Below are 24,655 nucleotides of genomic sequence, written 5' to 3' on the forward strand. Positions count from 1 at the left end.
TAGTTATGTATTGTCGTTAAATAGAGATATTAAATGAAATTAACAGCCCTAATTTTACCTGATGTTTTAGTCTGACTTTTACTATAGCAAGAGTAATTAAATACAATTCAAAATTGTAAATACACTATAAAACAAAGTAAATTGGGGGATTTTCACTAGATCGATAGACTTATTTTTAATACAAAGAAATGTAATATAAGCATTTTTTACGAAAATTTTGGTTTATTTTAGGGGAATGTGTTTAAAATTTTGTCGAAATTTTTGTTGTAGAAGAGTGCTTTTCTTTTGAAATAGGGGGAATATTAAGAAAATTTATTTAAATCTATGAACTTTCTCAAACCTCGTAGAGTAAAACAGGTAAAATGTCCTAGGAATATTTGATGAAGATTAAAAGGTTCTAATGTTGAGCCTTTTATCTGTTTGGCTGAATTATTCAACCCACAAAACAAAGTGCACAATGGCTCTCTGGTTTTTTTTATGCATGAACACCCTGTCAAAAAATCGCCATATGTATAATGTGTGAACTGTATGTTATGTACGAAAAGTATGATTTATCATACAAGAGAGGTGAGTGATGATGATGAATCATGGGAAAATTTATGGAACCACAAGTATGGGTGAAAGAGGCCAAGTAGTTATTCCATCGGAAGCAAGAGAGGAATTAGGGATTAAATCAGGAGAAAAGTTTGTTGTTTTTGGTAATGCCCAAAAGGGTACTGTTATTCTGGTGAAATCCGAGATTATGAATAAGTTTGCGAATTTCTTTTTTAACAAGTCAAAGACATTCGAGAAAATGGCTAATGCGATTTTTGAAAAAACAGAGACTGAAATAGAAGAAGAGGAAAAAGAATAATTCAAAATCTAGGAGAAACCAAGCAGGCTTGTACCTTAGAGCTGGCATGGAAAGGGGTGGACAAGGATGCGTGAGATTACACGCTTACTTTTCAACACGAGATTTCGTAAAACGTTTTTTATGTTCATCGGTTTCTTTTGGCAGTTTTGGTGGCTTGGGAAAACCAAGAAATTTTTAGATAAAGAAAAAGCCAGCCAAAAATATAAGGCCATCTATACTTCCCAGGCGAAAAAGTTTGCAAGGGTTGCGGTTGAAATGGGCGGGCTAATTATTAAATTAGGTCAATTTGTCAGCTCAAGGGTGGATATTTTACCGAAGGAATACACCGATATCTTATCAGAACTGCAGGACTCAGTTGCCCCTGTGAAATCAGAGGTTGCTGTTGATCGAATTGAAGAAGAATTATCCGGAAAGATTTCCGATTTGTTTGCCTCCTTTGATCAAGAGCCTGTTGCAGCTGCATCGTTAGGACAGGTGCATCAAGCCGTTCTGAAAAATGGGGAAACGGTCGCTATTAAAGTGATGCGCCCTGAAATCGAGGCAACGGTTTCTCTCGATTTGGCCACTCTAAAGGTGTTGATTGCTTTTGCCCGGCGCTTTACAAAAGTGAGCAGGTTTGTTGATTTAAAGGACGTTTATGATGAATTTGAAGAAGTGATAACCGAAGAACTAGATTATATGAAGGAAGCCAAAAATATTGAGGCGTTTCAAGCTTCTTTTAGTGAATTTCTTGGTGTCACCACGCCGAAGGTCTATTGGGAGCTTACAACCAATAAAGTGCTTGTCATGGAGTTTATTGAAGGTGTGAAAATTAACGAGATGGATAAACTTGAAGAGGCGTCTATTGATAAGAAGAAACTAGCGTCCATTCTTTATTTGTCGTATTTAAAGCAACTGCTTGAGGATGGTTTCTTTCATGCCGATCCACATCCCGGTAACCTGTTAGTCAAAAACGACGGCACGATTGCGTATATTGATTTTGGAATGGTTGGGAAGGTTTCTGATTTAATGAAGGAAAACATGGTTAAGCTGGCGATGTCCATCTATTTGAAGGATGCCGGCGGGATAGTGGAGGCGTTCGATGATCTTGGATTTTTAAGGAGACAAGCAGATAAGACCGCGTTATCTAAAAATGTAAAAATGGTTCTTTCTAGTTTTTCTGAAGGCAGTTTTGATATTGAAAAGATCAATAACGAGGGGGTTCTGGAGGAGTTGCGTGAATTCCTCTATGAGCAGCCGTTCCAAATTCCTTCGAGAATGACCTTTTTGGGGAAGGCGATTCTTACCGTTTTTAGTATTTGCAATGGGTTAGACAAGGATTTTGACATAGTTACGAATACAAAGCCGTATATAGAGAATGTTATGAGCAGTGGAGAAGGTAACCCTGCAAAAGAGACGGTGCTTGATCAAGTAAAGAATACGTTCTTAAAAGTCATTCCTGCGTCCCGAAAAGTGCTTCATCTTGTTGACCAGCTTGAATCCGGTGAAATATGCATGCAGCCTTCTAAAGCAATTGAAAAAAAATTTCTGGAACAGCAAGCCTTCCAAACAAGAAAAATTGTTTACGCCCTTTTTGGGACAGGCTTATTGATTTCCGGTGCCCAAATTTTCGCAGCGAATGATTTGGCTGGCATGATTATGATGGTCAGCGGAGGCTTCATGACAATTTTACAGGCAGGCAGGAAATCTTCTCCTAGAAGGAGAAGGCCTCATCCTAAATTTGGTGGCCGGAGTCATTAAATGACCCGGCCACTCGTCTTATAGCTTTTAAATAGAGAAAAAATTTTTTTACCGATAAGTGATCTTTCAATAGGTTAGTTTATTATCCCCTTCTTCGTAATTTCTACTTGAATCACAGGAGCAAAATGCACTTTTTGATAGTTGCCATCCCAGTCTTCCTTCTGTGTCTTCCAAATGCGGGGATGGAACGCAATGAGTTGTCTTCCGATACCTAATCCATCGCAGCGGGCTTTTTGCATTTTTTTAAGTGTATCTTTTGCCAAGTCAGTCATCTCTTTAGAAAGATGCTGGTTTAATTGCGTAACTATTTTTTTCTCATTTAAGCGATCCTTCGGATATTCAATAATATTCACTTTCCATTTTAAATCCAGCTTAACCGTAATTTGATTCCCCGATTGAATCAATACTTTCATTTTTTGCTCTGATTTTTCTACATTAAAGGTCAAAAAGTCATAACTGTTTTGATGACCATTCCGGATATTTATTTTTCTGGTGAATCTCGCCGTTTTCCCCTTTTTGTCTTTCAACAATAAATACATTATCGATTCATCAGGCCTCAGTATGCCTGTAAATTGATGGTTATGAAACATGGCAATCCTGGAAACATCCACACGTCCCCCTTTTTCCACAAGGTATGGAAGAACAAAATCTTCTCCAGGATCCATCATAATAGGGTAAATCTTTTCAATGGTCACCTTGGGAACTGTTGTAGTCTCTTCTTTGCTCTTGATTAATTCATCAATTTCTTCTGTGATCAAGACATTCCCAACTTTTTTAAGGGAAAATATATCTGCCGCCTTCCCTTTCGCCACTCCGATCCTAGCGTTTAAGGCACTTTTGGGATCGCGGTAAAGAATATCGAAGATCGGATAAATATCTTGTTTTGCCCTTTCTTCTCCAATGAGTATAATCCGATTTTTATAAGCACGAAGATGCCGTGATATCTGATCGTCTGCATTATCCCGGGCTTCCATTGTGGTATTGCCCTCTGTGAAAATAATATCGTTTTTAGGACTCTGTTGTTCGCTAGCAGGCACGTCCCGTATGACCAAGGTGGTTAGAAGCTTTCCATTCGGCGCGAGATCAAACCCTCCTCCATCAATCAAACGAGCATTCTTTAAAAGATCTTGGTCCCAACATCCAGTCATGAATAGGAGGATGAAAATAACAGCGCATAAGCAGTAGATCCTTTTCATCTGTTCTACGTCCTCCTTTTTCTAATCAAGTACGTAAAACAAAGCAGGATCAAAGGAAGTCCAACAACAAAAGTATAATGACCAATCTTAAGCATTCGATCGTAGAAATCGCTGATCGATGGATCTTGAGCCATCATAGCCAGAATAAAGAGTATGAACATGGCATAGGGGACAGCTTTTTTATGTTCGCCTCGGTGAAAAAAGCGTCCCAATCCAACCGTTGCCATGTATATCCAAGAGACCATGGCAGTGCTAACAACAAAGACCCATAACGATAAAAAAATCAAATCGATCCGTTGAATGAGCTGAAAAGAAAAACCTTTCAGCATGTAAAGGAGAGGTTCCGAAATCTCGGACATGACAGCTGGGCTGAAAATGAGTAAACAAGTAAACACTTCAAATGCGTAAAAAAGTGTAATCAACATATTCCCTAAAGAAGCTGCCTTTAATTTCCCTCCGCTTTTCCCTTCAACAAATGGGTAGGTCACCAATATAATTTCATACCCAACTAAAGGAAACAATGATTCACTCGCTCCTTTGACGATTTTCCCCCATCCTGCTTCAGTTATAGGAAAAATATAACTGAAGTTCACATTGACATAACCCATCAAGGATAATACCACCATCACAATGATTGTTAACGAAGAAATGACAAACAGTCTGGCAATCACTCGAAGGTTTTCTATAGCCAAATACATACAGGTGAGAAGGGAGAGAATTAATAATGCCCATCTAGGCGTTCCTTGCAGCACCCACCTTTCTACGACATCTGCAAATTTGGCTAGGACCGTTCCAGCAGAAAGCAGAAAATAGCTAATATAAGCAAAGCAAAGCAGATTACCAAGAAATTTCCCGGTAATTTTCGGTAAGAAACTGTATATTGTATCGGAAGGAAATTGTTTGCAAAGAGCACACAGAATCAAAATAATGACTTGTATAGCCAATCCGGCGATTAAAACAGAAATCCAGCCTCCCCCCTTGGCGATTGCTTGCACTTTATTAGGAAGCGATAAAATTCCAACCCCCACTTGGGACTGGACAACAATAAACATAAACTGCCCTTGGCTAATTCTACTCTTTTCCGGGATCATCCTGTTCCCACTCCCTTGAATTTCTTTCTTGATTAAGCCTTTTTGGATGCGGATCATGGGGGCGTTGATTCAAACTCCAGATAGGAAAACGTATAAATGTATCCTTCAAATCTTTCATTCGAAGAGGCATGACAGGCGCAAAATAAGCTGTACCAAAGGACTCTAACTTACATAAGTGAATTAAGATGAAAAGCACGCCAAACATAATCCCGATCAAACCGAACATCCCAGAAAGCATCATGAGCGGGAAGCCCAAAATACGTGTTGTTAAACTTATTTCATTAGACGGTGCGACAAAAGAAGAAATAGCCGTTAAGGCGACGACGATAACCATGGGATAGGAAATCAATCCAGCTCTTACGACCGATTCACCGATGACCAAGCCACCAACAATGCCGATGGTTTGACCTACTCGGCTCGGCAAACGAACTCCTGCTTCACGCAGTACTTCTAAGGTAATCTGCATAATTAAAGCCTCCACAATAGGTGGAAATGGAACCCTGTCAATACTGCTTTTTACTGAAAAAATCAAATTTTCCGGAAGAATTTCGGGGTGAAAACCAATAATCGCAATATATAAAGCAGGTATTAAAGATGCGATAATAAAACTCATCAACCGAAGTAATCGAATAAACGATCCGACCATCCACTTTCGGTGATAATCATCCGGGCTTTGATAAAAGGAAAAGAAAGTCACCGGTAAAATCAGTGCAGATGGGTCTCCATCAGATAAAATAGCTACACGGCCTTCCATGAGATGAGCTACCACCCGATCCGGTCTTTCCGTAAATAAGATTTGCGGAAATAGAGAATATGGGTTATCTTCAATTAATTCGGTAATGAATCCGGGCGAGAAAATGGTATCCATCGCAATGGAACTAATTCTATGATCCACTTCTTTAACCAGATCCGAATTCGCTAGGTCCTGCATATAGAGAAGAGCTAATTTTGTATTGGTTGCCTTTCCAATCTGGTAATAACGAACGACCAGATTCGGATTCATAAGGCGATTTCGAACTAGATAAAGATTCGTCATGAGGTGCTCTATAAAACCATCATGAGCACCGCGAATAACCCCTTCGTTCTCTGGCTCCAAGATACTTCGTTTATAAACTGCAGTTACATCGACAACATAAACTTCTACTGTACCTTCGAATAACAATACGCATTTTCCTTGGAGTAAGGCATGGGGAACCTCGCCCAGATCCGATTTTTTCGTAATCTCCAAAGAAGTAATGACTTTATCCACGGTTCCTTCTCTTTTTTCTTCTATAGGCTGGATGATTTCATTTTGAATTCTTTGTTGATCAGTTAAGGATTCAAAAAAAACAATGAGACCCTCCAATTGATTAAACCTAATGCTCCGCCATTTCAGATCACTTGAATGAAAAAGCTGGTTTTCAATAAATTCCATATTTTTTTCTAAAGAAGAATAAACATTCATTTCCATATGTGTTCTTTTTTCTGTCCGGTTGTTCGATAACAATTTTCTTAAAAGATCCATCATTTTGCTCCACCCAGGTTCAATCCAATTTTTATTAATTTAGCCATTATTAGGAGCATTATTCCTTGATACTACTAATTAAATTGGTAGATTAGTTTTCAGAGTTGAAAAAGGGATTTTATTATTTAGAAGACAAATAAGAATTTATTAACAAAGGTAAGCAGATGGAAAATGAAATTTCGTGCCAGCTACATCCCATATAGCTTGGCTGCAGGCTCTGAAGGTTAGTCTAAAGAAAGTTCACAAAACATTCAGAAATTAAAAGAGGGTGATAAAGAAACCATTAGTAATAAAGCAAATATAATTTTTAAGAATGTGCCGCATAGGGTTTGAAATAATAGCTAACAATAAATGCGATTTACAATTACCTAGGAGTTGAACCGCATGAATGTATGGGAGCAAGTATATAATCCATTGAGTAACATTTGGTTTTCAGCTATTATAGCAGCCATTCCTATAATCTTTTTTATTGTAATGCTGACAGTTCTTAAATTAAAAGGCTATTTTGCAGGACTCTACAGCATAATTGTAGCAGGACTTGTTGCAGTTTTTATCTACAAAATGCCTGCTATCTTAGTTTTGATGTCTGCCATTTTTGGAGTTTTATCCGGTATATGGCCGGTAGCATCGATTGTATTTGCTGCCATTTTACTTTATAAAATCACGGTAAAAACAGGCAAATTTGCCATTATAGAAAATAGTATATCCTTTATTACAGCCGATCAACGATTGCAGGTTCTCATTGTAGCATTCTCATTCGGTGCATTTTTGGAAGGTGCTGCAGGATTTGGGGCACCAGTTGCGATAACAGCAGCCATTTTAGTAGGACTTGGGTTTAGTCCGATATATGCAGCCAGCCTTTGTTTGATTGCAAACATTGCCGGCGGTGCATATGGAGCAATGGGCATACCTGTAACTGTCCCCTCATTACTTACAGGTTTAGATAGTCTTGCTGTTGGAAGATATACAGCATTTGTCCTTCCAATATTAAGTGCTCTAGTAGCATTCTTATTAGTATTTATCATTGATGGGATGAAAGGGATTAGACAAACGTTCCCAGCAGTTTTAGTCAGCGGGGTTTCATTTGGACTTACTCAGGCAATTGTTCTATTTTTCCTAGGTGCTGAACTTGCAGACATCTTTGCTGCAATTGTTAGCCTAGTAGCACTCTCATTATTTTTACAAATATGGAAACCAAAAGAGATATTCCGTATAAGTAATGAGAACAAAGTAGATAAACAGGTTAAGTATTCTTTAGGGCAAATTGCATTTGCTTGGCTGCCATTTGTATTTCTAACTCTATGTGTTACGTTTTTTAATTTATCATTTTTTAAAAATTTATTTATCCCAGGCGGTCCTTTAGAAAAGTTAGTGTTATTGCTGCCGATTCCGGGATTAAACAACGTAGTCATAAAGCATGCACCAATAGTACCGAAAGATACACCATATGCGGCAGTATTTAAATTAGATTTATTTTCATCTACTACAACAGCAATTGTCCTTACGATTATTGTCGCAAGCATTCTCTTTCGCTGCAGCAGTAAGCTGCTGTGGGATAGTTCAAAAGAAACTGCAAAAGAATTATTCTCCCCAGTCCTAACAATTTGCAGTGTACTTGCCTTTGCATATATTTGTACCTACTCTGGAATGTCATCAACACTTGGTTTAGCATTTGCTTCCACAGGTGCATTATTTCCATTATTCTCCCCAGTGTTAGGGTGGCTGGGAGTTTTTTTAACAGGATCTGTTGTAAACAGCGGTTCCTTATTTGCTCCACTTCAATCTGTCACCGCTTCTCAAATTGGCATCGCACCTGAATCGATGGTTGCGGTCAATGTAATGGGCGGCACTATGGCTAAAATGATTTCACCTCAATCTATCGCTGTTGCTGCAGCAGCAGTTGGATTAGCAGGAAAAGAAAGTGAATTATTTAAAGTGACAATAAAATATAGCTTATGTCTACTTGTTGTAATTGGAATAATCAGCTGGTTACTATTTTAATTTCATTCGAAGGGAGATTGTTTATCATGAATAAAGAAAAAGTAAATCGTGTAGTACTAATTGGAACAGGTGCTGTAGGGTGCAGTTATGTATATTCATTGATCAACCAGGGGGTTGTTGAGGAAATAGTCTTAATTGATGTAAATGAAAAAAAATCAGAAGGTGAGGCAATGGATCTTAATCATGGCATGCCGTTCGCACCTTCACCAGTAAAAGTATGGAGCGGTTCATATCAAGACTGTGGAAGTGCTGATATAGTTGTCATCACCGCGGGATTAGCACAAAAGCCTGGTGAAACCCGATTGGATTTAGTTGAAAAAAATACAAGAATATTTAAGCAAATAATAAAAAGCGTTATGGAAAATGGATTTAATGGACTATTCTTAGTGGCAACAAATCCAGTGGATATCTTAACTTACGTAACTTGGAGAGAATCAGGATTACCAAAAGAACGTGTAATCGGTTCTGGAACGGTATTAGACTCTGCACGTCTAAGGTTTGCTTTAGGGAAATATTTCAACGTAGATACAAGAAATGTTCATGCAGCCATCATTGGTGAACATGGAGATACAGAGCTCCCGGTTTGGAGTCATGCAATGATTGGAGTTGAGCATCTTGATTCTGTTTTGGAACGGAAGGGAGATCTCAAAAAAGAATGTTTAGAAGAAATTTTTGTAAGTGTCCGTGATGCTGCCTATCATATCATTGAGCGAAAAGGGGCTACATACTATGGAATAGGTATGTCCCTTGTTAGGATTACAAAAGCAATCCTTAATAATGAAAATAGCATCCTGACAGTATCTGCCTATCTAAACGGAGAATACGGACAAAATGATGTTTATATTGGAGTACCAGCTGTAATTAATCGTGCAGGTATTCGAGAAATTGTCGAAATTGACCTGAATGAAAAGGAAAAAGAACAATTTAATCATTCCGTTTCAATGCTTAAAGAAACAATGCGGCCTTTCATTTAATAAATGAAAGTACTTACCGAGCTTATTAAGTTAAGAAATTTATGATAATGCATTAACCTCATTTGGTTATGATACGGTGAACCGTATCATAAATAAATGAGGTTTTTTATGCAGAGAAAATAAATAATACTTGATGGATAGGTATTTAAAAAGAGTTAAATAAACATCTCATGAAATATATATAATCGCAAATGAAAAAGCTAGTCAAAGAGAATAAAGAACTGCAAATGCACTTAAAAGAGTTGATGAAAGAACATGAGCTTAAGAAAAACTTTGCCCTTAAGACCTTGTATCATTCAGAAGTAGCTGAAGGAAGAAGGTATCAATCAGCGTACCAAGCACGTGACTTGCCTAAGGGGTAAGTCATTTTTTTGTTAATGCACTGGCAATTGGGGGCAGACCCCTACTCAGCTAAAGTTCAAAGCAATAAATTCCAAGTAAAACATGCGGGACGGTTCTCCTGCTTCCTTTGAGGCAATAGAACCATCCCCATGCTTCTACGACATGCCGTGGAGTGTAATCCTCATCCACCTTGAAAATATATTACTTATTTTATGTAAGGAACTTTAAGCTGTAGCCAAAGAGAAAAAATAAAAGAATAAATGTTTAAAAAGTAAAGATTATGTGTTTGAAAAACAATAATAATAATTTTGTTTACAAAGAAAAATAAATGATTATTTTTGAAAACAAATGTAAAATTGAAAATATATAGGAGGATGATGGTGAAATGGGACAAAATCGACCTGCAATAGAAAGACAAAAAGAAATTTTTCATATGATCTCACAAGTAGGAACTGCCTATGTTACTAATCTTAGCAAGAAGTTTAATGTGACACCGGAAACAATTCGTAAGGACCTAGAAATTTTGGAAAAAGAAGGGATGATTCTTCGTATTCATGGTGGTGCTGTTTTGAATCATAAATCACCTGTTCATCGCCAAATGGGCAATGTTGATACCAAGGCGTCAGTTGCTAAAGAGGCTGCAAGCATGATTGAAAATGGAGATATTATCGCTTTAGATAGCAGCGATTTTTCATTACAGTTAGCCAAGGAAATAAAGGAAAAAGATGTAACCGTTATAACTAACTCAATTTCTATCACACTGGAATTGTTAAACCAAGGAAATATTAGGCTTATTACAATTGGTGGATACGTTAACCTTGAATCCTATTCATTTATAGGGGCAGTAGCAGAGAAGTCTCTGGAAAATTACAACATAGGAAAGTACTTCTTATCTTGCAGTGGTTTTGATCTGTCACAAGTTTTTGAGAAACATGAGGGTGAGGCACAGGTTAAAAGACGTTTTCTTGAAGCTGCCGACGATGTGATTTTATTAGCAGACCATAGTCAATTTAATAAAAAATCCTTAACAAGCCTGATGAAAATCAATAGTGTAAGTATGTTAATTATTGATTCCAAACTACCTCTTCAAAATCTTACTTCACTTAAAAGTATAGGAATTAATGTATTGGTAGCAGATTGATTTTGTTTTTAAAGAAAAAATTTTTGTTTACATACAAAATATAAAATATTAATAGTTTGATAGTAAGTTTGATATTTTTGAAACAAAGGTTGTTGTGGTTGCAGAAAGCGTTTACTATCGAGAAGTGAAAAGGGTTTCAAAAAAACTCTTTGGAGGGTAATAGGTTCTATGAAGAAAATCGGCATTGTCGGTAGTTTAAATACAGATATTATTATGAAAACGGATAAGTTCCCGACATCAGGTGTAAATATTCTTGGTGAGGAAGCTGCCATTCTATCAGGAGGAAAAGGAGGAAATGCAGCTACTGCTGTTAGTAGATTAGGTAAAAAACCTATTCTATTAAGTTCTGTTGGACAGGATTTATATGGAGATCTCATTCTATCTGATTTAAAAGATAGCGGAGTTGATGTTTCCTATATAAAACGCTCCTCTCACAAACATACTGGAATAACTACTATATTAATAGACAAATTTGCGGAACGTACCATGGTGGTGGCACTAGGAGCCAATATGGATATAACCGCTGAAGATATTGCCTTATATACGGATCAAATTCATCATTGCAGTGTTTTGCTTGTTCAGTTGGAGGTTGCAGAAGAAGCGGTCGTTCAAGCGATGAAGATTGCTAAAGAAAAGGGAATTCCAGTTATTGTAGATCCAGCGCCAGCGGAGGGGATAACTTTACAAGCTATTAAATACGCAGATATTCTTATTCCGAATGAACAAGAAACCAAACATATGACGGGTATTGAAGTGCGTACTATCGAAGATGCCTTACAAGCGGCCCAATATTTTCAAGCATTAGGAAATTGTAAAAGTATCATAAAAATGGGACATCAGGGTTGTTTAGTATTTACTCCTGATCGATGGGAATTTATAAATGCCATTCGTGTGGAAGCTGTTGATACAGTCGTAGGAGATACATTTTCAGGCGCACTTGCATGTTCTCTAGCTGATGGAAATGATTTGTTTCATGCAGCATGGTTTGCAACAATTGTAAGCGCTCTAAAAGTGACACGGCTTGGTCCGCGTGATGGAATCCCTACATTGAAGGAAATAGAAGCATTTATGAAATCAAGAAATCTGACTTATGACTTACCATATTTACAAGTAAAGGGGGAGGAATAATGAGCCAATCAATACTAGAAGTAAGAGAAATGAGCAAAACCTATCCCGGAGTTCAGGCTCTTAAAAAGGTTCAACTTGAAGTGCGTGAAGGAGAAGTGCATGCATTAATCGGTGAAAATGGGGCTGGAAAATCAACTTTGATAAAGATATTGGCTGGTGTGGAACACGCCGATGAAGGCAGTGTCTTTCTTTTTGAAGGCAAACCAGCGAACATCCAAAAACCAATTGATGCCACCCTTAAGGGTATCTCAATCATTTATCAAGATCTTAGTTTATTCCCAAACTTGAGTGTTGCAGAAAACATCTGTAAAGGAAGAAAATCCAATAAACGTGGTTTTGGGATGGTAAATTGGAATGAAATGAGAGCCGTGGCGAAAAAGACGTTGGCTGAATTGGGATTCGACATTGATGTTGACGTTCCTCTGGAAAGATTAAGTATTGCTAAACAACAGCTTGTTGCGATTGCAAGAGCGATTGCATTTGAGGCAAAACTGATTATTATGGATGAACCGACATCTTCTCTCTCATCTAGTGAAGTTGAATTGCTTTACAAAGTGATTGAAGATTTAAAACGTAAAAACATCTCGATTTTATTTATTAGCCACAAAATGGAAGAGCTATTTACCGTAGCCGATCGGTTTACAGTTCTGCGGGATGGAGAATTTGTTGGAACTTTTAAAAAGCAAGAATTAAATGAAGATAAGCTTATTAGTTTAATGGTTGGTAGAGCATTAGAAGTCGTGGAGCGTGAGGAGACCGTTCAAGGCAAAGAAATGTTAGAAATCAAAGGCTTGTCCAAGAAAGGTAATTTTAAAGATATTGAATTTACCCTTCATCAAGGAGAAGTTGTCTCCATTACTGGACTAGTCGGTTCAGGGAGGACAGAATTAGCACATGCCATTTTCGGTTTAGAGCGATATGAAAGCGGTTCAATTACATTGGATGGTGAAGTTCTGAATATTAAATCCTCTGAGCAAGCTGTAAAAAAAGGAATCGCGTATGTTCCAGAAAGCAGGCAAAAAGAAGGACTTGTTCTTCAACAATCTATAGTCAAAAACATCTCGTTATCTATTTTAAAAAAATTGACCAATAAATTTGGAAGTATACAAGAACAGAAAGAGCTTACTTTAGCTAATAAATACATTAGCACTTTGGATATAAGACCGAACATTCCTTTCTTAAATACAGGAAATATGTCTGGGGGTAACCAACAAAAAGTGGTCATTGCAAAATGGTTATCTACCAGTCCGAAGGTATTAATTGTCGATGAACCAACAAATGGTATCGATATTGGAGCAAAAAGAGAAATTCATAAATTACTACGACGCTTAGCGAATCAAGGAATGGCTATTCTTGTAATTTCATCAGATCTTTCAGAAGTTCTAGCTGTCAGCGATCGTATCTTGGTTATGCGTAAAGGCAGAATAGCAGGTGAGTTACCACACCATGAAGCGAACCAAGAAAAAATCATGAATCTAGCCGTGTTGGGTACTCATTTAGAGGAAAAACTACCTGTCGGCTCTGAATCAAAAGGAGCTGTCAATTTATGAAAAAAATCACACAGCAAAAGGAATTTGGAATTGGACTAGTTGTAATAATCCTTGGTGTTATCTTAACCGTTATGAGTCCTGCCTTTTTCACTACAGGAAATATATTAGATATCTTAAAGGCGAACTCTGTTCTGGGGATACTTGCGGTAGGCATGACATTAGTTATTATTACTGGAGGTATTGACAACTCTGTAGCAGCCATGACTGCAGCCGTCACTGTCGTGATAAGCAAGCTAGTCGTCGTTATGGGATCAGGGACTTTAAGCTTATTAACAGTTTTTGTAATCGCGATTCTTGTTGGAGCATGTTTCGGTCTGATAAATGGGATATTGATTGCTGTAACCAAAATACCACCGATCGTCACCTCTTTAGGAACAATGACGATTATATCAGGTATTACTCTATATATATCAAATGGGGAATATGTGAACAGCAGCATGCTGCCGGCAAAATTTATCGCATTCGCTGATTATAAAATTGGCGGCGTTTCTATCTTAATTTTTATCTTTTTAATCACTGCTATCTTCACCTGGTTTCTACTAAAGTATTTAACGGTTGGACGCGATATTCTTTCCTTTGGAGGAAATCCAACTTCTGCTATGCGTGTTGGAATCAATACGACAAAAGTACAGATTTTTGTTTATACCTATATGGGTCTACTAGCTGGTATCGCAGGCATTGTTCAAACTGCTTATAACAAAGGAGTCGATCCAAACGGATTTTCTGGATTTGAACTTACCGTCATTGCAGCTGTCGTACTAGGCGGGGCAAATATTATGGGAGGGTCAGGTTCAATTCTAGGAACGCTTCTTGGGACACTATTACTGGGTATCATGCAAAACGGATTAATTTTGGCTAAAATTAATACCTTTTGGCAAGAAGTCTTTGTCGGATTGATTATATTAATTGCGGTTTCTTATGAAGTATTAAAAAGAAAGCGTGAAGAAATGAAATTAAGCAAAGTGGAAATTGAAGTATAAGAAAGGAGTGAGTATGTTGAAACTCAGTAACTTGAAACTCTCGAAGGAATGGATACTTGTCGTTGTTTTGGCTGTATTGTTCATCTTCATGTCCATATTTGCACCGGGATTCACTGATTCTTACAATCTCACAAATATGCTCTTTCAGATTCCGGAACTCGGAATCCTGTCATTAGGGATGATGGCTGTTATTATAACAGCAGGAATTGATCTCTCCATTACTTATCTTGCTGCATTAATTGGCGTTATTATCGCTACCTGTTTGACATCAGGAATGCCAATTGGCTTATCTATTATTATTGGCGTTATTACAGCTTTGGCTGGCGGGCTCATCAATGGATTTTTTGTTGCTTACATAGGGGTTTCCCCTATTCTGGTTACTCTTGGAACCATGACCTTTTTTAAAGGTGTTGTTACATTAATTACAAAAGGGAACAGTATATCTGGATTTCCCGAAGTTTACGGAGCTATTGGCAACAATGCTATTCTTGGTATTCCGTTACCGTTAATCTTGTTTGGCGCAGTCGCTTTGATCGCTTGGTATTTGCTGAATAAAACCGTTTGGGGTCGTAATGTTTACATGACAGGAAATAACCCAATCGCAACGATGTTCTCAGGTATCAATACAAAACGAGTTCTCATTTATGTGTATTTGTTCTCCGCACTTATGGCTGCCGTTGCAGCCATTATCATGACTAGCCGTTATAATTCAGCGAAAGTAGATTTGGGTAGTTCTTATTTGATGCAAAGTTTAGCTGTGGCTGTACTGGGCGGCGCAAATATTTCAGGCGGATACGGGAAAGTGATTGGTATTGTTTTGGCCACCGCGATCTTCCAAGTATTATCCAGTGGATTAAATCTGATAGGGATTTCCAGCATGATCATTAACATCCTCATTGGAGTCGTATTGCTTTCTGTATTGATGATCAACTTCTTTTCAAGTAAATGGGAAAGTGTAGGAAAGCAAAAGACTATTTAATTTCGGTTTCTATTATTTAGTTATAAATAAAAAAATTTTTGGAGGAGTCAAACATGAGAAAGAAAATCGTACCTATATTAGGAACTGCATTATTATCACTTGGTCTCTTAGCAGGCTGTGGAGCAGGAAAAGACAAGGAAGCAACTGCAACAAATAGTGAGGATGGTATTAAGATTGCTGTTGTACCTAAATTGGTAGGTATTCCATATTTCAATGCTTCGGAAGAAGGAGTTAAAAAAGCAGGAAAAGATTTAGGAGTTGATGTCATTTACACAGGTCCAACTCAAGCAGATGCAGCCCAACAGGTTAAGGTTATTGAAGATCTAATTGCGAAAAAGGTGGATGTTATTGCGGTTGCTCCTAACGATCCAGCAGCCTTAACACCAGTATTAAAAAAGGCAAAAGCTCAGGGTATTAAAATTTTGGACTGGGATACAAAAGCTGACGAATCTGTAGTGGATCTGTCTGTTCAGCAAATTGATAATGAAGAATATGGACGTCATATGGCCGACCTATTAGTTAAAGCAATGGGTAAAGAGAAAGGTAACGTTGCAGTTGTAACAGGTGGTCTTTCGGCCAATAATCTAAACACATGGATAGATTGGTCAATGAAGCAAATAAAGGATAAGTATCCAAATATAAAAATTATTGGTGAAAAGATTGGAACAGATGAGAAACAACAGGTTGCATACCAAAAAACGTTGGATTTATTGAAGGCAAATCCTGATCTTGATGGTATCCTAGCTTATTCTACAGTAGCGCCACTTGGATCAGCTCAAGCGATTCAAGAGAAAAAATTACAAGATAAAGTGTCTCTTATTGGTGTAGCACTTCCAACAGATTCTAAGCCTTTTCTCGAAGATGGGTCACTTGATACGGCAACTCTTTGGAATCCAATCAATCTTGGATACCTAACTGTAGCTGCAGCAAAAGCCTTAGCAGAAGGCAAAACAATTAAGGATGGACAGGATATTCCAAATATCGGTAAAGTGGAAGTGGATGGAAAAACAATTATCCTTGGACCACCATCAGATTTCACAAAAGAGAATGCCGGTGACTTCAATTTTTAATTAAACTTATAGTTTAAAAGAGAAATAGAAGGTGGATTGATTTCCGGTGCAAAACTATGAACTAAAGAATGAAAGCATTAAAAAAATGTTCCGGGAGTTAAAACAAACACATCCGGAACGCTTTGCGAAGAGATTGAACCTATCATGGAGCAACTGGGGATTCGGTTTCGAATCCTTGGTTGACACCGCTAAGCGTTTAAATAAATACGGTGTGAACTATATTGAACTCCATGGGAATCATTATAGTCAGGATCTGGGGTATCGCCATCAAGAAGTATTAGAAGTTTTACGAGATTATCATATCGAAGTTTCGGGCGTTTGTGGAATGTTCTCAAAGGAGAATGACCTATCCAGCAATATTGCTCGTCACCGACAAGAAGCTATTGATTATATCCGCAGGGAAACGGAATTTACTGCTTCTGTAAAGGGTCATTATTTATTGGTGGTACCTGGGGCTGTGGGTAGACCCCAGAAATATGATGATATGGAGTGGAGTAGGAGTCAAGAAACACTTCTTCATGTTGCTGATGAATTCTGCAAATGGACTGTAAAGGGTGCGATTGAACCTATTCGAGCAGCTGAAACCTCACTCGTTCATACTATTTCAGATGCTCAATCCTACATCAAAGAATTAAATCATCCAGGTATCCAGCATATTAATGGCGATATTTATCATATGCAGGTAGAAGAGACTCACATCGGCGAAGCGATCATGCAAGCTGGTGATCAATTAGTTAATCTCCATTTAGCTGATAGCAATCGTGGGGCTTTAGGTGATGGACATATCGATTTGGATACAATTATTATGGCACTTTATCTTATTGGGTTTAATCAAGAAGGCCGTTTTGTTTCACCTGAACCTCTCGGACCTGGTGGAGATCCGTATCCTGCCATGTATGGTAGACCAGATAAAGAAAAACTTGATGCATTAGTTCGTCAAACAGTGAACTATTTTAGAGAACGCGAAGCTTATTTAATAGAAAGTTAAATTATCAAAGTTAGAGATTTTAAAAAAATATGCAGCATTAATATGGGGTCTCACTGCTTAGTATGGTGGTAGAGGCCTTTCTTACTAGATGCTCTTACTATATTAAATTAGAAAATTGGCCGATGGAAAAAAATAATTCCCATCATTAATATAAAAGTTCGTTTTTACTATAAGAAATTGAAACAAGGAATTCACTAAGGCGTTTTTCCTTAGACTGAATTTTACTACTAAAAAACACTGGCTAAGGAAAATCGTATCTATTTTAAGTTGGTGGTGTTTTTTGAATAGCAGAAAGGGTGAGAAAAAAGTGGGGAAATATACAATTGGCGTTGATTATGGAACACAATCAGGAAGAGCTTTACTTGTAGAGGTTGGAACGGGTAAGGAGATCGCTTCATCAGTAAAAGCATATACCCATGGAGTCATGGATGAGTACTTGCCTGATGGAGTATCTAAGTTAGGCGAGGGTTGGGCATTACAACATCCGGCAGATTATTTGGAAGTGCTACAATTTACAATCCCAGCAGTACTAAAAGAAGCCAATATTGATGCTAGTGATGTGATCGGAGTAGGTGTTGATTTTACCGCTTGTACGATTCTACCAATCAATGCTCAGGGAACTCCACTTTGTATGACTGAGGAGTTTAAAAATAATCCTCATAGCTATGTTAAATTGTGGAAGCATCATGCAGCTCAAGATGAAGCGAATAGATTGAATGAAATTGCAACAGATCGTGGGGAAGACTTTTTACAACGGTATGGTGGTAAAATTTCGTCTGAATGGCTAGTTCCAAAAGTATGGCAAATTGCGCAAGAAGCACCTGAAATTTATCATGCGGCCGATCAAATTTTAGAGGCCGTAGATTGGGTAGTATCTCAATTAACAGGTAGTATAAAACGTAATAGCTGTACGGCAGGATACAAGGCGATCTGGAATAAAGAGAATGGATATCCTTCTAAGGACTTCTTTAAAGCTCTACATCCGTTACTTGAAAATGTTGTGGAAGAAAAATTATCAAACAACGTCTATTCCATTGGTACAAAAGCTGGAGAAATTACAGAAAAGGCAGCAAAGTTAACTGGATTAAAGCCAGGAACAGCTGTTGCTGTTGCTAATATAGATGCACATGTGTCTGTCCCGGCAGTAGGAATCACTGAACCTGGTAAATTGTTAATGATCATGGGAACGTCGACATGTCATGTGTTGTTAGGGGAAGAAGAAAAGATTGTTCCTGGTATGTGTGGTGTTGTAGAAGATGGAGTAATCCCAGGTTTTATGGGGTATGAGGCTGGGCAATCATGTGTAGGGGACCACTTCGAGTGGTTTACAGAAAATTGTGTCCCTGAAAGCTATCATGAAGAAGCAAAACAGCTAGGTGTAGATATTCACCAATTATTATCAGAAAAGGCTAGCAAGCTGCAAGTTGGAGAAAGTGGACTACTGGCCCTTGATTGGTGGAATGGAAATCGATCCACCTTAGTTGACGTGGATTTATCGGGTGTATTACTAGGTGCAACCCTGTTAACAAAGCCAGAAGAAATTTATCGGGCATTAATAGAAGCAACTGCTTATGGTACTCGAATGATTGTTGAAACTTTTCGTCAAAATGGTGTACCTATTAATGAAGTCTATGCTTGTGGTGGAATTGTATTGAAAAACCCATTAATGATGCAAATCTATGCAGATGTCTTAAATATGGATATTCGTATTTCAGATTCCACTCAAACTCCTGCTTTAGGTTCAGCAATGTTTGGTGCCGTAGCTGCAGGAAGTGAACGGGGTGGATATGATGATATAACAAGTGCTGCATTAGAAATGGCTAGAGTAAAAGACGAATTTTATAAGCCATTAGAAAAACAGGTTAAAACATATAATGAGTTATATAACGAATATGCTGAACTATATGACTATTTTGGCCGTCACAATCATGTCATGAAAAGATTGAAAAAAATTAAAATGTCTCATTCCAAGTTAGAGATGGAAACAGTATGTTAGAGGATTTAAAGCAAGAAGTTCTCGAAGCAAATTTGCAATTGCCATTACATCATTTGGTAACGTTTACTTGGGGGAATGTTAGTGGGATCGATCGCAAAACAAACCTAGTCGTTATTAAACCAAGTGGAGTGGAATATGACAAACTTAAGTTAGAAGATATAGTAGTCGTCAATTTAGAGGGGGAGGTCGTAGAAGGTAATTTACGTCCTTCCTCCGATACCCCCACACATTTAGCACTTTATAAGGCCTTTAATCAAATAGGAGGAATTGTTCATACTCATTCACCATGGGCAACTAGCTGGGCACAAGTAGAAAGACCGATTCCTGCTCTCGGTACCACTCATGCTGATTATTTTTATGGGGAAATTCCTTGTACGCGAAAGTTAACAGAAGAGGAAGTCCAACGAGCATATGAAGTAGAAACAGGCCGTGTCATCATTGAAACATTTGAAAGACAAGAACTAGATCCTACTGCTATGCCCGGTGTTCTAGTTTCAAAACATGCCCCATTCTGTTGGGGAAAAAATGCTAAACAAGCTGTACATAACGCAGTTGTATTAGAGGAAGTAGCAAAAATGTCACTACTTTCCTATCAACTGAATCCAAATGTAGAGAAAATGGACCAATTTTTACTAGATAAGCATTATTTACGAAAGCATGGGGCAGATGCTTATTATGGTCAGGAGTCAGACCCCCGCTGCTTTAAAGTGGTAAAATGAAATATTGGTGTCACGTCAAGGAGGTACTGACTTCTTCCTTAGAAACTCCATATAATTCACTTTCGTGTAATGGTTTAGCTTCATTCGTAAAGATGATGGTAGCAACACTGAATTTGCGTTTGAACCAAGAGTATTTTACTGTGATTTGTATTTATTCTCATTTACTTGTTTGTATATGAACTTAACATTCCAATGAGGATTACTGTAGATATTGAAAACAAATAATCATCATTATGAAACGAGCAATCCTATAATTTGTGAGAGAAAAAGTACCTGAGTTATAGTTAAGGCTAGTATCTTTGTCGTCCCTGGAAACCTTATATCTTGAATATTTCGAATCAATCGCGTTGAACCGTATCATAGGTAAGCACTAAGAAATTTTAAAAGAAGCATTAAAGAATTATTCAATTCCTTTGATGCTTCTTTTCTTATGGTATTTTTTACTGGAATGCGTTGGCTAAAATCCAATGCGCTAAAACGGGATCCTATAAAGGTCATGTATTAAAGAGGTGCTTACCTATCTCATGGTTGGAATAATACTTCATCAAGGTTGTCTCCATCTAATGAAACATCATAAAAGGATGTTTACGGAAGTTTTTTGTACCATTTAAACCACTTGGTAAATTTAGTAATTCCTTCTTCGATCGAGGTTGATGGTTTATAGTTAATATCATTTGCTAGTTCTTCGATATCTGCAAAGGTTTCCAGGACCTCACCAGGCTGCAATGGCAGTAATTTCAAGACCGCCTTTTTACCAAGTTTATCTTCAAGCAGTTGAATGAAAGTATTTAATTCAACAGGTTGATGATTCCCAATGTTATAGATTTTATGGAAAGAAGCTGCTTCAGAAGGCGGCTCTTTTTTTAATAAACAAAATATAGATTCTATGACATCATCAATATAAGTAAAATCCCTTTTCATCAATCCATAGTTGTATAACTCGATTGGCTGTTGAGCGATAATGGCATTTGAAAAAGTCATCGCTGCCATATCCGGCCTGCCCCAAGGGCCATAAACGGTAAAAAAGCGCAATCCTGTTGTAGGAAGTTTATAGATATGACTATACGTATAAGCCATTAACTCATTGGCTTTTTTCGTTGCAGCATATAAACTAATCGGATGATCTACCCGATCACTAACCGAAGAGGGTGATTTTTTATTATTTCCATACACTGAACTTGATGATGCATATAGGAGATGTTTGATTCGGTGTTTTTTACAGCATTCTAGAATTGTTGCAAAGCCAACAAGATTGGATTGAATATAGGCATGAGGATTGGTCAAGCTGTATCTTACACCTGGTTGAGCTGCTAAATGAACGACAATGTCGATATCATGCTCTTCAAAGAGACTTTCCAGTAATTCTTGGTTTTCAATCGATCCTTTTACAAAACGAAAATGTTGATACTGTTTTAATATTGATAACCTGTCCATTTTTAAGGCAGTATCATAATAATCATTAATATTATCAATTCCTAGCACTATGATCCCTTCTTCTAATAAGCGCTGAGAAAGATGAAATCCAATGAAGCCAGCACAACCAGTGACGAATACACGACGAGTAATTGTATTAATCGTAATCCCTCCTTGTCTTACAATCGTTGAAATATATTATGTAAAAAGAAACAATAATGTTCGAGGATAGAAATAAATAATACAAATAACTTGCAAACTTTCTTTACCATAAATCTCCTAAATAAATAGTTTACAAACTTCATTAAAGTGCATGTTGCTGGGTGCTTGTTCACCTCCCCCCTCTTCTTTTCTTTGTAGCTTGAACGATCCCATTCGTGCAACTCCACCTTTAACTCCGCTTTATAGGCCTCTCAAAAGAGGAGTTTTCAGTTTATTAGCCCTCACTTTACTTGTACGAGTTCATATTATTAAATAAGGGACTCCATTTTTTGAATGTAGAAAAACGAATTTATCGAAAGTATTTCATTTCGATCTAGAAATCTGTATTTTCGGACGGTTCCAAAATGTAGGAGGGATATTTTGAAGAATCAAGCGATTGGACCATGGGAAGTGGATGAACTTACTCATGAATTTTTTGTTCCTGAGTATATTGTTACAATGGCCCATGAGGTTTTGAAAAATTACACTTTTCAAGTGAAGAGTATGCAAGTCGTGACAACAAAGCCAGACAAAGGTGGTGCTATTTGGAAAATTGAAACCAATTCAGGACCAAAAAGTTTTAAACTGCTGCACCGAAGAGTAACAAGAAGTATGTTTAGCCTTGGTGCTCAAAAATACTTAGTAGAAGTTCAAGGTGCAAGGGTACCAGGTATCGTCAAAACGAAGAATGGACAAGAGTTTGTCGAAGCCGGCGAAAAACTATGGTTTGTTGCTGAATGGATTGAACCATTAGTACCTGTCACGAAAGATTTAGAAGGCGCCAAACAGCTTTGTTACGCACTTGGTGAATTTCATCGTTTAAGTAAGGGATATACTCCTCCAAGTCAAGCTGAAGTTGCTTCGAGATTGACCAAATGGCCAAAAAGCTATGAAAAAATCATGATCAAAATGGATTGGTTCCGAAACATTGCTAAAGCCTATGAGGAGATGCCTGCGAGTCCACATTTATTGCGTGTGGTCGATCAATTTCAAGAACAAGCTAGAAAAAGTATAGAACAACTTCATCAATCTAGTTATTGGTCTTTAGTGGAAAAAGGAAATCAAAACTGGGGGCTGGTACACCAAGACTATGGTTGGTCAAATGGTCAAATGGGGCCAAAAGGTATGTGGATTATTGACCTAGATGGTGTTGCCTACGATCTTCCAATTCGTGATTTACGTAAATTAATTTCTGGAACGATGGCTGATTTATATAAATGGGATGTGACATGGGTACGAGAAATGATAAAAGCATACCACGGAGCGAATCCAATAACACCTGAACTATATGAACTATTAATGATTGATTTTTCACTTCCAAATGAATTTTATAAAAATATAAAAGAAGTCCTATATGAACCGGAACTTTTTCTAAATGAAATAACAACGCAATTAATTACAACAATTGTTGACACGGATCAAACGAAATGGCCCGTGTTAAAGGAAATTCAAAATGACTGGAGGAAGTAGGAAAATATGAAAGTATTAATGGTTTGTACAGAAAAGCTCCCAGTGCCTCCTGTTTTAGGGGGAGCTATCCAAACGTATATTTCAGGGACTCTCCCGCATTTACGTGCAGCCCATAACATTACAGTTATCGGGATTAGTGATCCATCTCTTCCTGATAAAGAAACTAAAGATGGAATTCATTATGTACGTGTTCCGGGGAAAGTTTTTGATATATATCAAGAAGAGATTGTACGTTTTGTTAAAACCAATCATTTTGATCTTATCCACATTTTTAATCGCCCACGGCTTGTAATGCCCATCCGCAGCGTAGCACCTCAAGCAAAAATTTTATTGAGTATGCACAATGATATGTTTAATGTAGATAAAATTAATCCTGTCGATGCAAAGGCGGTTTTGCAAGAAGTTTCAAGGGTTGTCACAATTAGTGACTATGTAGGGAATGTCATTCGGACTCTTTATCCAGAAGCATCTTCCAAAATTCGGACCATCTATTCCGGCGTAGATACCGAGCGGTTTTTGCCTAAACACCATTCAAAAATGCGAGGAATTCGAGATACATTACGCAAAAAACATGGCTTAGAGAATAAAACAGTCATTTTGTTTGCAGGAAGACTTTCGGTAAACAAAGGAGTTGACAGGTTGATTCGGGCATTGCCTCAGCTGTCAAGGAAATTCAAAGATTTAGCTTTAGTCGTTGTAGGAAGTAAATGGTTTAGTCAAAATGAGATAACGGATTATGTGGCGTATATTCGGGCATTAGCAAAAAGACAGCCAATACCTGTTGTGGCAACCGGTTTCGTATCGCCAGATGAAATTCAGAACTGGTTTGGAGCAGCTGATTTATTCGTTTGTACATCCCTTTGGCAAGAACCACTCGCCCGCGTTCATTATGAGGCGATGGCAGCTGGACTTCCAATCGTTACAACCGCAAGGGGCGGGAATGCGGAAGTTATTAGCCAAAGAGAGAATGGACTCGTGGTTGATAACCCGGAGGATCCAAGCTGTTTTGCAGAAAAGATTACAGAAATATTATCAAATAAGTCCCTAATGAAAAGAATGGGGGAAAGAGGAAGAGAACTTGCTGTCACGAATTTTGAGTGGAAAAGAGTAGCTGATGAGATTTTGGATGTCTGGAAACAAGCCATTCAAATGCAGCACACCCCTCTACCTAGTATAGATAAAAATGAAATAGAACCGAGAGTGGAAGTTAGCAAAGAAGAAATTAGCAAAGAAAATAAGGGTTTACAAGGTGTAGATCCTACTAATAATCGCAAAAATAAAGAAAAGCAGAGCGATAAGAAAAAACAACAAGAAAAAGA

20 protein-coding genes are annotated in these 24,655 nt (G+C 37.7%); 16 read left to right on the forward strand and 4 right to left on the reverse strand.

Annotated elements, in window-relative coordinates; genetic code table 11:
- Positions 1-574: 574 nt before the first annotated feature.
- On the forward strand, positions 575-853 hold the full coding sequence (locus V7150_RS07400) for an AbrB/MazE/SpoVT family DNA-binding domain-containing protein (RefSeq protein WP_335515606.1): 279 nt from the start codon (positions 575-577) through the stop codon (positions 851-853).
- Between the two features lie 66 nt (positions 854-919).
- Entirely contained in the window at positions 920-2,593 is a 1,674-nt protein-coding gene (locus tag V7150_RS07405) for an ABC1 kinase family protein (RefSeq protein ID WP_335515610.1), read from the forward strand.
- A gap of 74 nt (positions 2,594-2,667) precedes the next feature.
- On the opposite strand, the gene V7150_RS07410 is transcribed toward V7150_RS07405, so the two are convergent.
- From V7150_RS07410 to V7150_RS07420, 3 genes are read right to left on the reverse strand one after another with little or no spacing between them, the layout of a single operon-like run.
- Entirely contained in the window at positions 2,668-3,789 is a 1,122-nt protein-coding gene (locus V7150_RS07410) for a Ger(x)C family spore germination protein (RefSeq protein WP_335515613.1), read from the reverse strand.
- Between the two features lie 5 nt (positions 3,790-3,794).
- The gene (locus tag V7150_RS07415; RefSeq protein WP_335515617.1) at positions 3,795-4,880 is read right to left on the reverse strand and encodes a GerAB/ArcD/ProY family transporter; all 1,086 of its coding nucleotides are present in this window, start codon (positions 4,878-4,880) and stop codon (positions 3,795-3,797) included.
- Positions 4,861-6,387, reverse strand: coding sequence for a spore germination protein (locus V7150_RS07420; RefSeq protein WP_420490266.1), 1,527 nt, complete (start codon positions 6,385-6,387; stop codon positions 4,861-4,863). The genes V7150_RS07415 and V7150_RS07420 overlap by 20 nt, the downstream gene beginning before the upstream one ends.
- A gap of 381 nt (positions 6,388-6,768) precedes the next feature.
- Here V7150_RS07420 and V7150_RS07425 point away from each other — a divergent pair, with 381 nt between their 5' ends.
- From V7150_RS07425 to araD, 12 genes are all read left to right on the forward strand, one after another.
- Positions 6,769-8,385, forward strand: coding sequence for a lactate permease LctP family transporter (locus tag V7150_RS07425; protein ID WP_335515622.1), 1,617 nt, complete (start codon positions 6,769-6,771; stop codon positions 8,383-8,385).
- Between the two features lie 26 nt (positions 8,386-8,411).
- Entirely contained in the window at positions 8,412-9,359 is a 948-nt protein-coding gene (locus V7150_RS07430; RefSeq protein WP_335515625.1) for an L-lactate dehydrogenase, read from the forward strand.
- 191 nt (positions 9,360-9,550) lie between these two features.
- Entirely contained in the window at positions 9,551-9,721 is a 171-nt protein-coding gene (locus V7150_RS07435; protein ID WP_335515628.1) for a hypothetical protein, read from the forward strand.
- 365 nt (positions 9,722-10,086) lie between these two features.
- Positions 10,087-10,842, forward strand: a complete 756-nt coding sequence (locus tag V7150_RS07440) for a DeoR/GlpR family DNA-binding transcription regulator (protein WP_335515631.1) — start codon at positions 10,087-10,089, stop codon at positions 10,840-10,842.
- Positions 10,843-11,010: 168 nt separating this feature from the next.
- A complete protein-coding gene (locus tag V7150_RS07445; RefSeq protein WP_335515634.1) occupies positions 11,011-11,970 on the forward strand; it encodes a ribokinase in 960 nt (319 codons plus the stop codon).
- Positions 11,971-11,999: 29 nt separating this feature from the next.
- Positions 12,000-13,520, forward strand: coding sequence for a sugar ABC transporter ATP-binding protein (locus tag V7150_RS07450; RefSeq protein WP_335515637.1), 1,521 nt, complete (start codon positions 12,000-12,002; stop codon positions 13,518-13,520).
- Positions 13,517-14,500: an ABC transporter permease gene (locus tag V7150_RS07455; RefSeq protein WP_335515640.1), complete on the forward strand. Its 984-nt coding sequence runs from the start codon at positions 13,517-13,519 to the stop codon at positions 14,498-14,500. The genes V7150_RS07450 and V7150_RS07455 overlap by 4 nt, the downstream gene beginning before the upstream one ends.
- A 16-nt stretch (positions 14,501-14,516) precedes the next feature.
- The gene (locus tag V7150_RS07460) at positions 14,517-15,479 is read left to right on the forward strand and encodes an ABC transporter permease (protein WP_335515643.1); all 963 of its coding nucleotides are present in this window, start codon (positions 14,517-14,519) and stop codon (positions 15,477-15,479) included.
- A gap of 53 nt (positions 15,480-15,532) precedes the next feature.
- Positions 15,533-16,549, forward strand: a complete 1,017-nt coding sequence (locus V7150_RS07465) for an autoinducer 2 ABC transporter substrate-binding protein (RefSeq protein ID WP_335515646.1) — start codon at positions 15,533-15,535, stop codon at positions 16,547-16,549.
- A gap of 46 nt (positions 16,550-16,595) precedes the next feature.
- On the forward strand, positions 16,596-17,537 hold the full coding sequence (locus tag V7150_RS07470) for a sugar phosphate isomerase/epimerase family protein (RefSeq protein ID WP_335515648.1): 942 nt from the start codon (positions 16,596-16,598) through the stop codon (positions 17,535-17,537).
- A gap of 280 nt (positions 17,538-17,817) precedes the next feature.
- Positions 17,818-19,533 (forward strand): ribulokinase, encoded by a 1,716-nt coding sequence (gene araB, locus V7150_RS07475; RefSeq protein WP_335515651.1) that lies wholly within the window; start codon positions 17,818-17,820, stop codon positions 19,531-19,533.
- Positions 19,527-20,252, forward strand: coding sequence for an L-ribulose-5-phosphate 4-epimerase (araD, locus tag V7150_RS07480; protein WP_335515654.1), 726 nt, complete (start codon positions 19,527-19,529; stop codon positions 20,250-20,252). Before araB ends, araD begins: the two co-directional genes overlap by 7 nt.
- Positions 20,253-20,837: 585 nt before the next feature.
- On the opposite strand, the gene V7150_RS07485 is transcribed toward araD, so the two are convergent.
- On the reverse strand, positions 20,838-21,827 hold the full coding sequence (locus V7150_RS07485; protein WP_335515741.1) for an NAD-dependent epimerase/dehydratase family protein: 990 nt from the start codon (positions 21,825-21,827) through the stop codon (positions 20,838-20,840).
- 420 nt (positions 21,828-22,247) lie between these two features.
- Between V7150_RS07485 and V7150_RS07490 the strand changes: the two genes are divergently transcribed.
- Complete coding sequence (locus tag V7150_RS07490) at positions 22,248-23,336, forward strand: CotS family spore coat protein (protein WP_335515657.1); 1,089 nt, start codon at positions 22,248-22,250, stop codon at positions 23,334-23,336.
- Positions 23,337-23,342: 6 nt separating this feature from the next.
- A partial coding sequence (locus V7150_RS07495; protein WP_335515660.1) for a glycosyltransferase family 4 protein occupies positions 23,343-24,655 on the forward strand: 1,313 nt, incomplete at its 3' end.

It is taken from the genome of Neobacillus drentensis, assembly GCF_036965245.1.
Lineage (GTDB): Bacteria > Bacillota > Bacilli > Bacillales > Cytobacillaceae > Neobacillus > Neobacillus drentensis_G.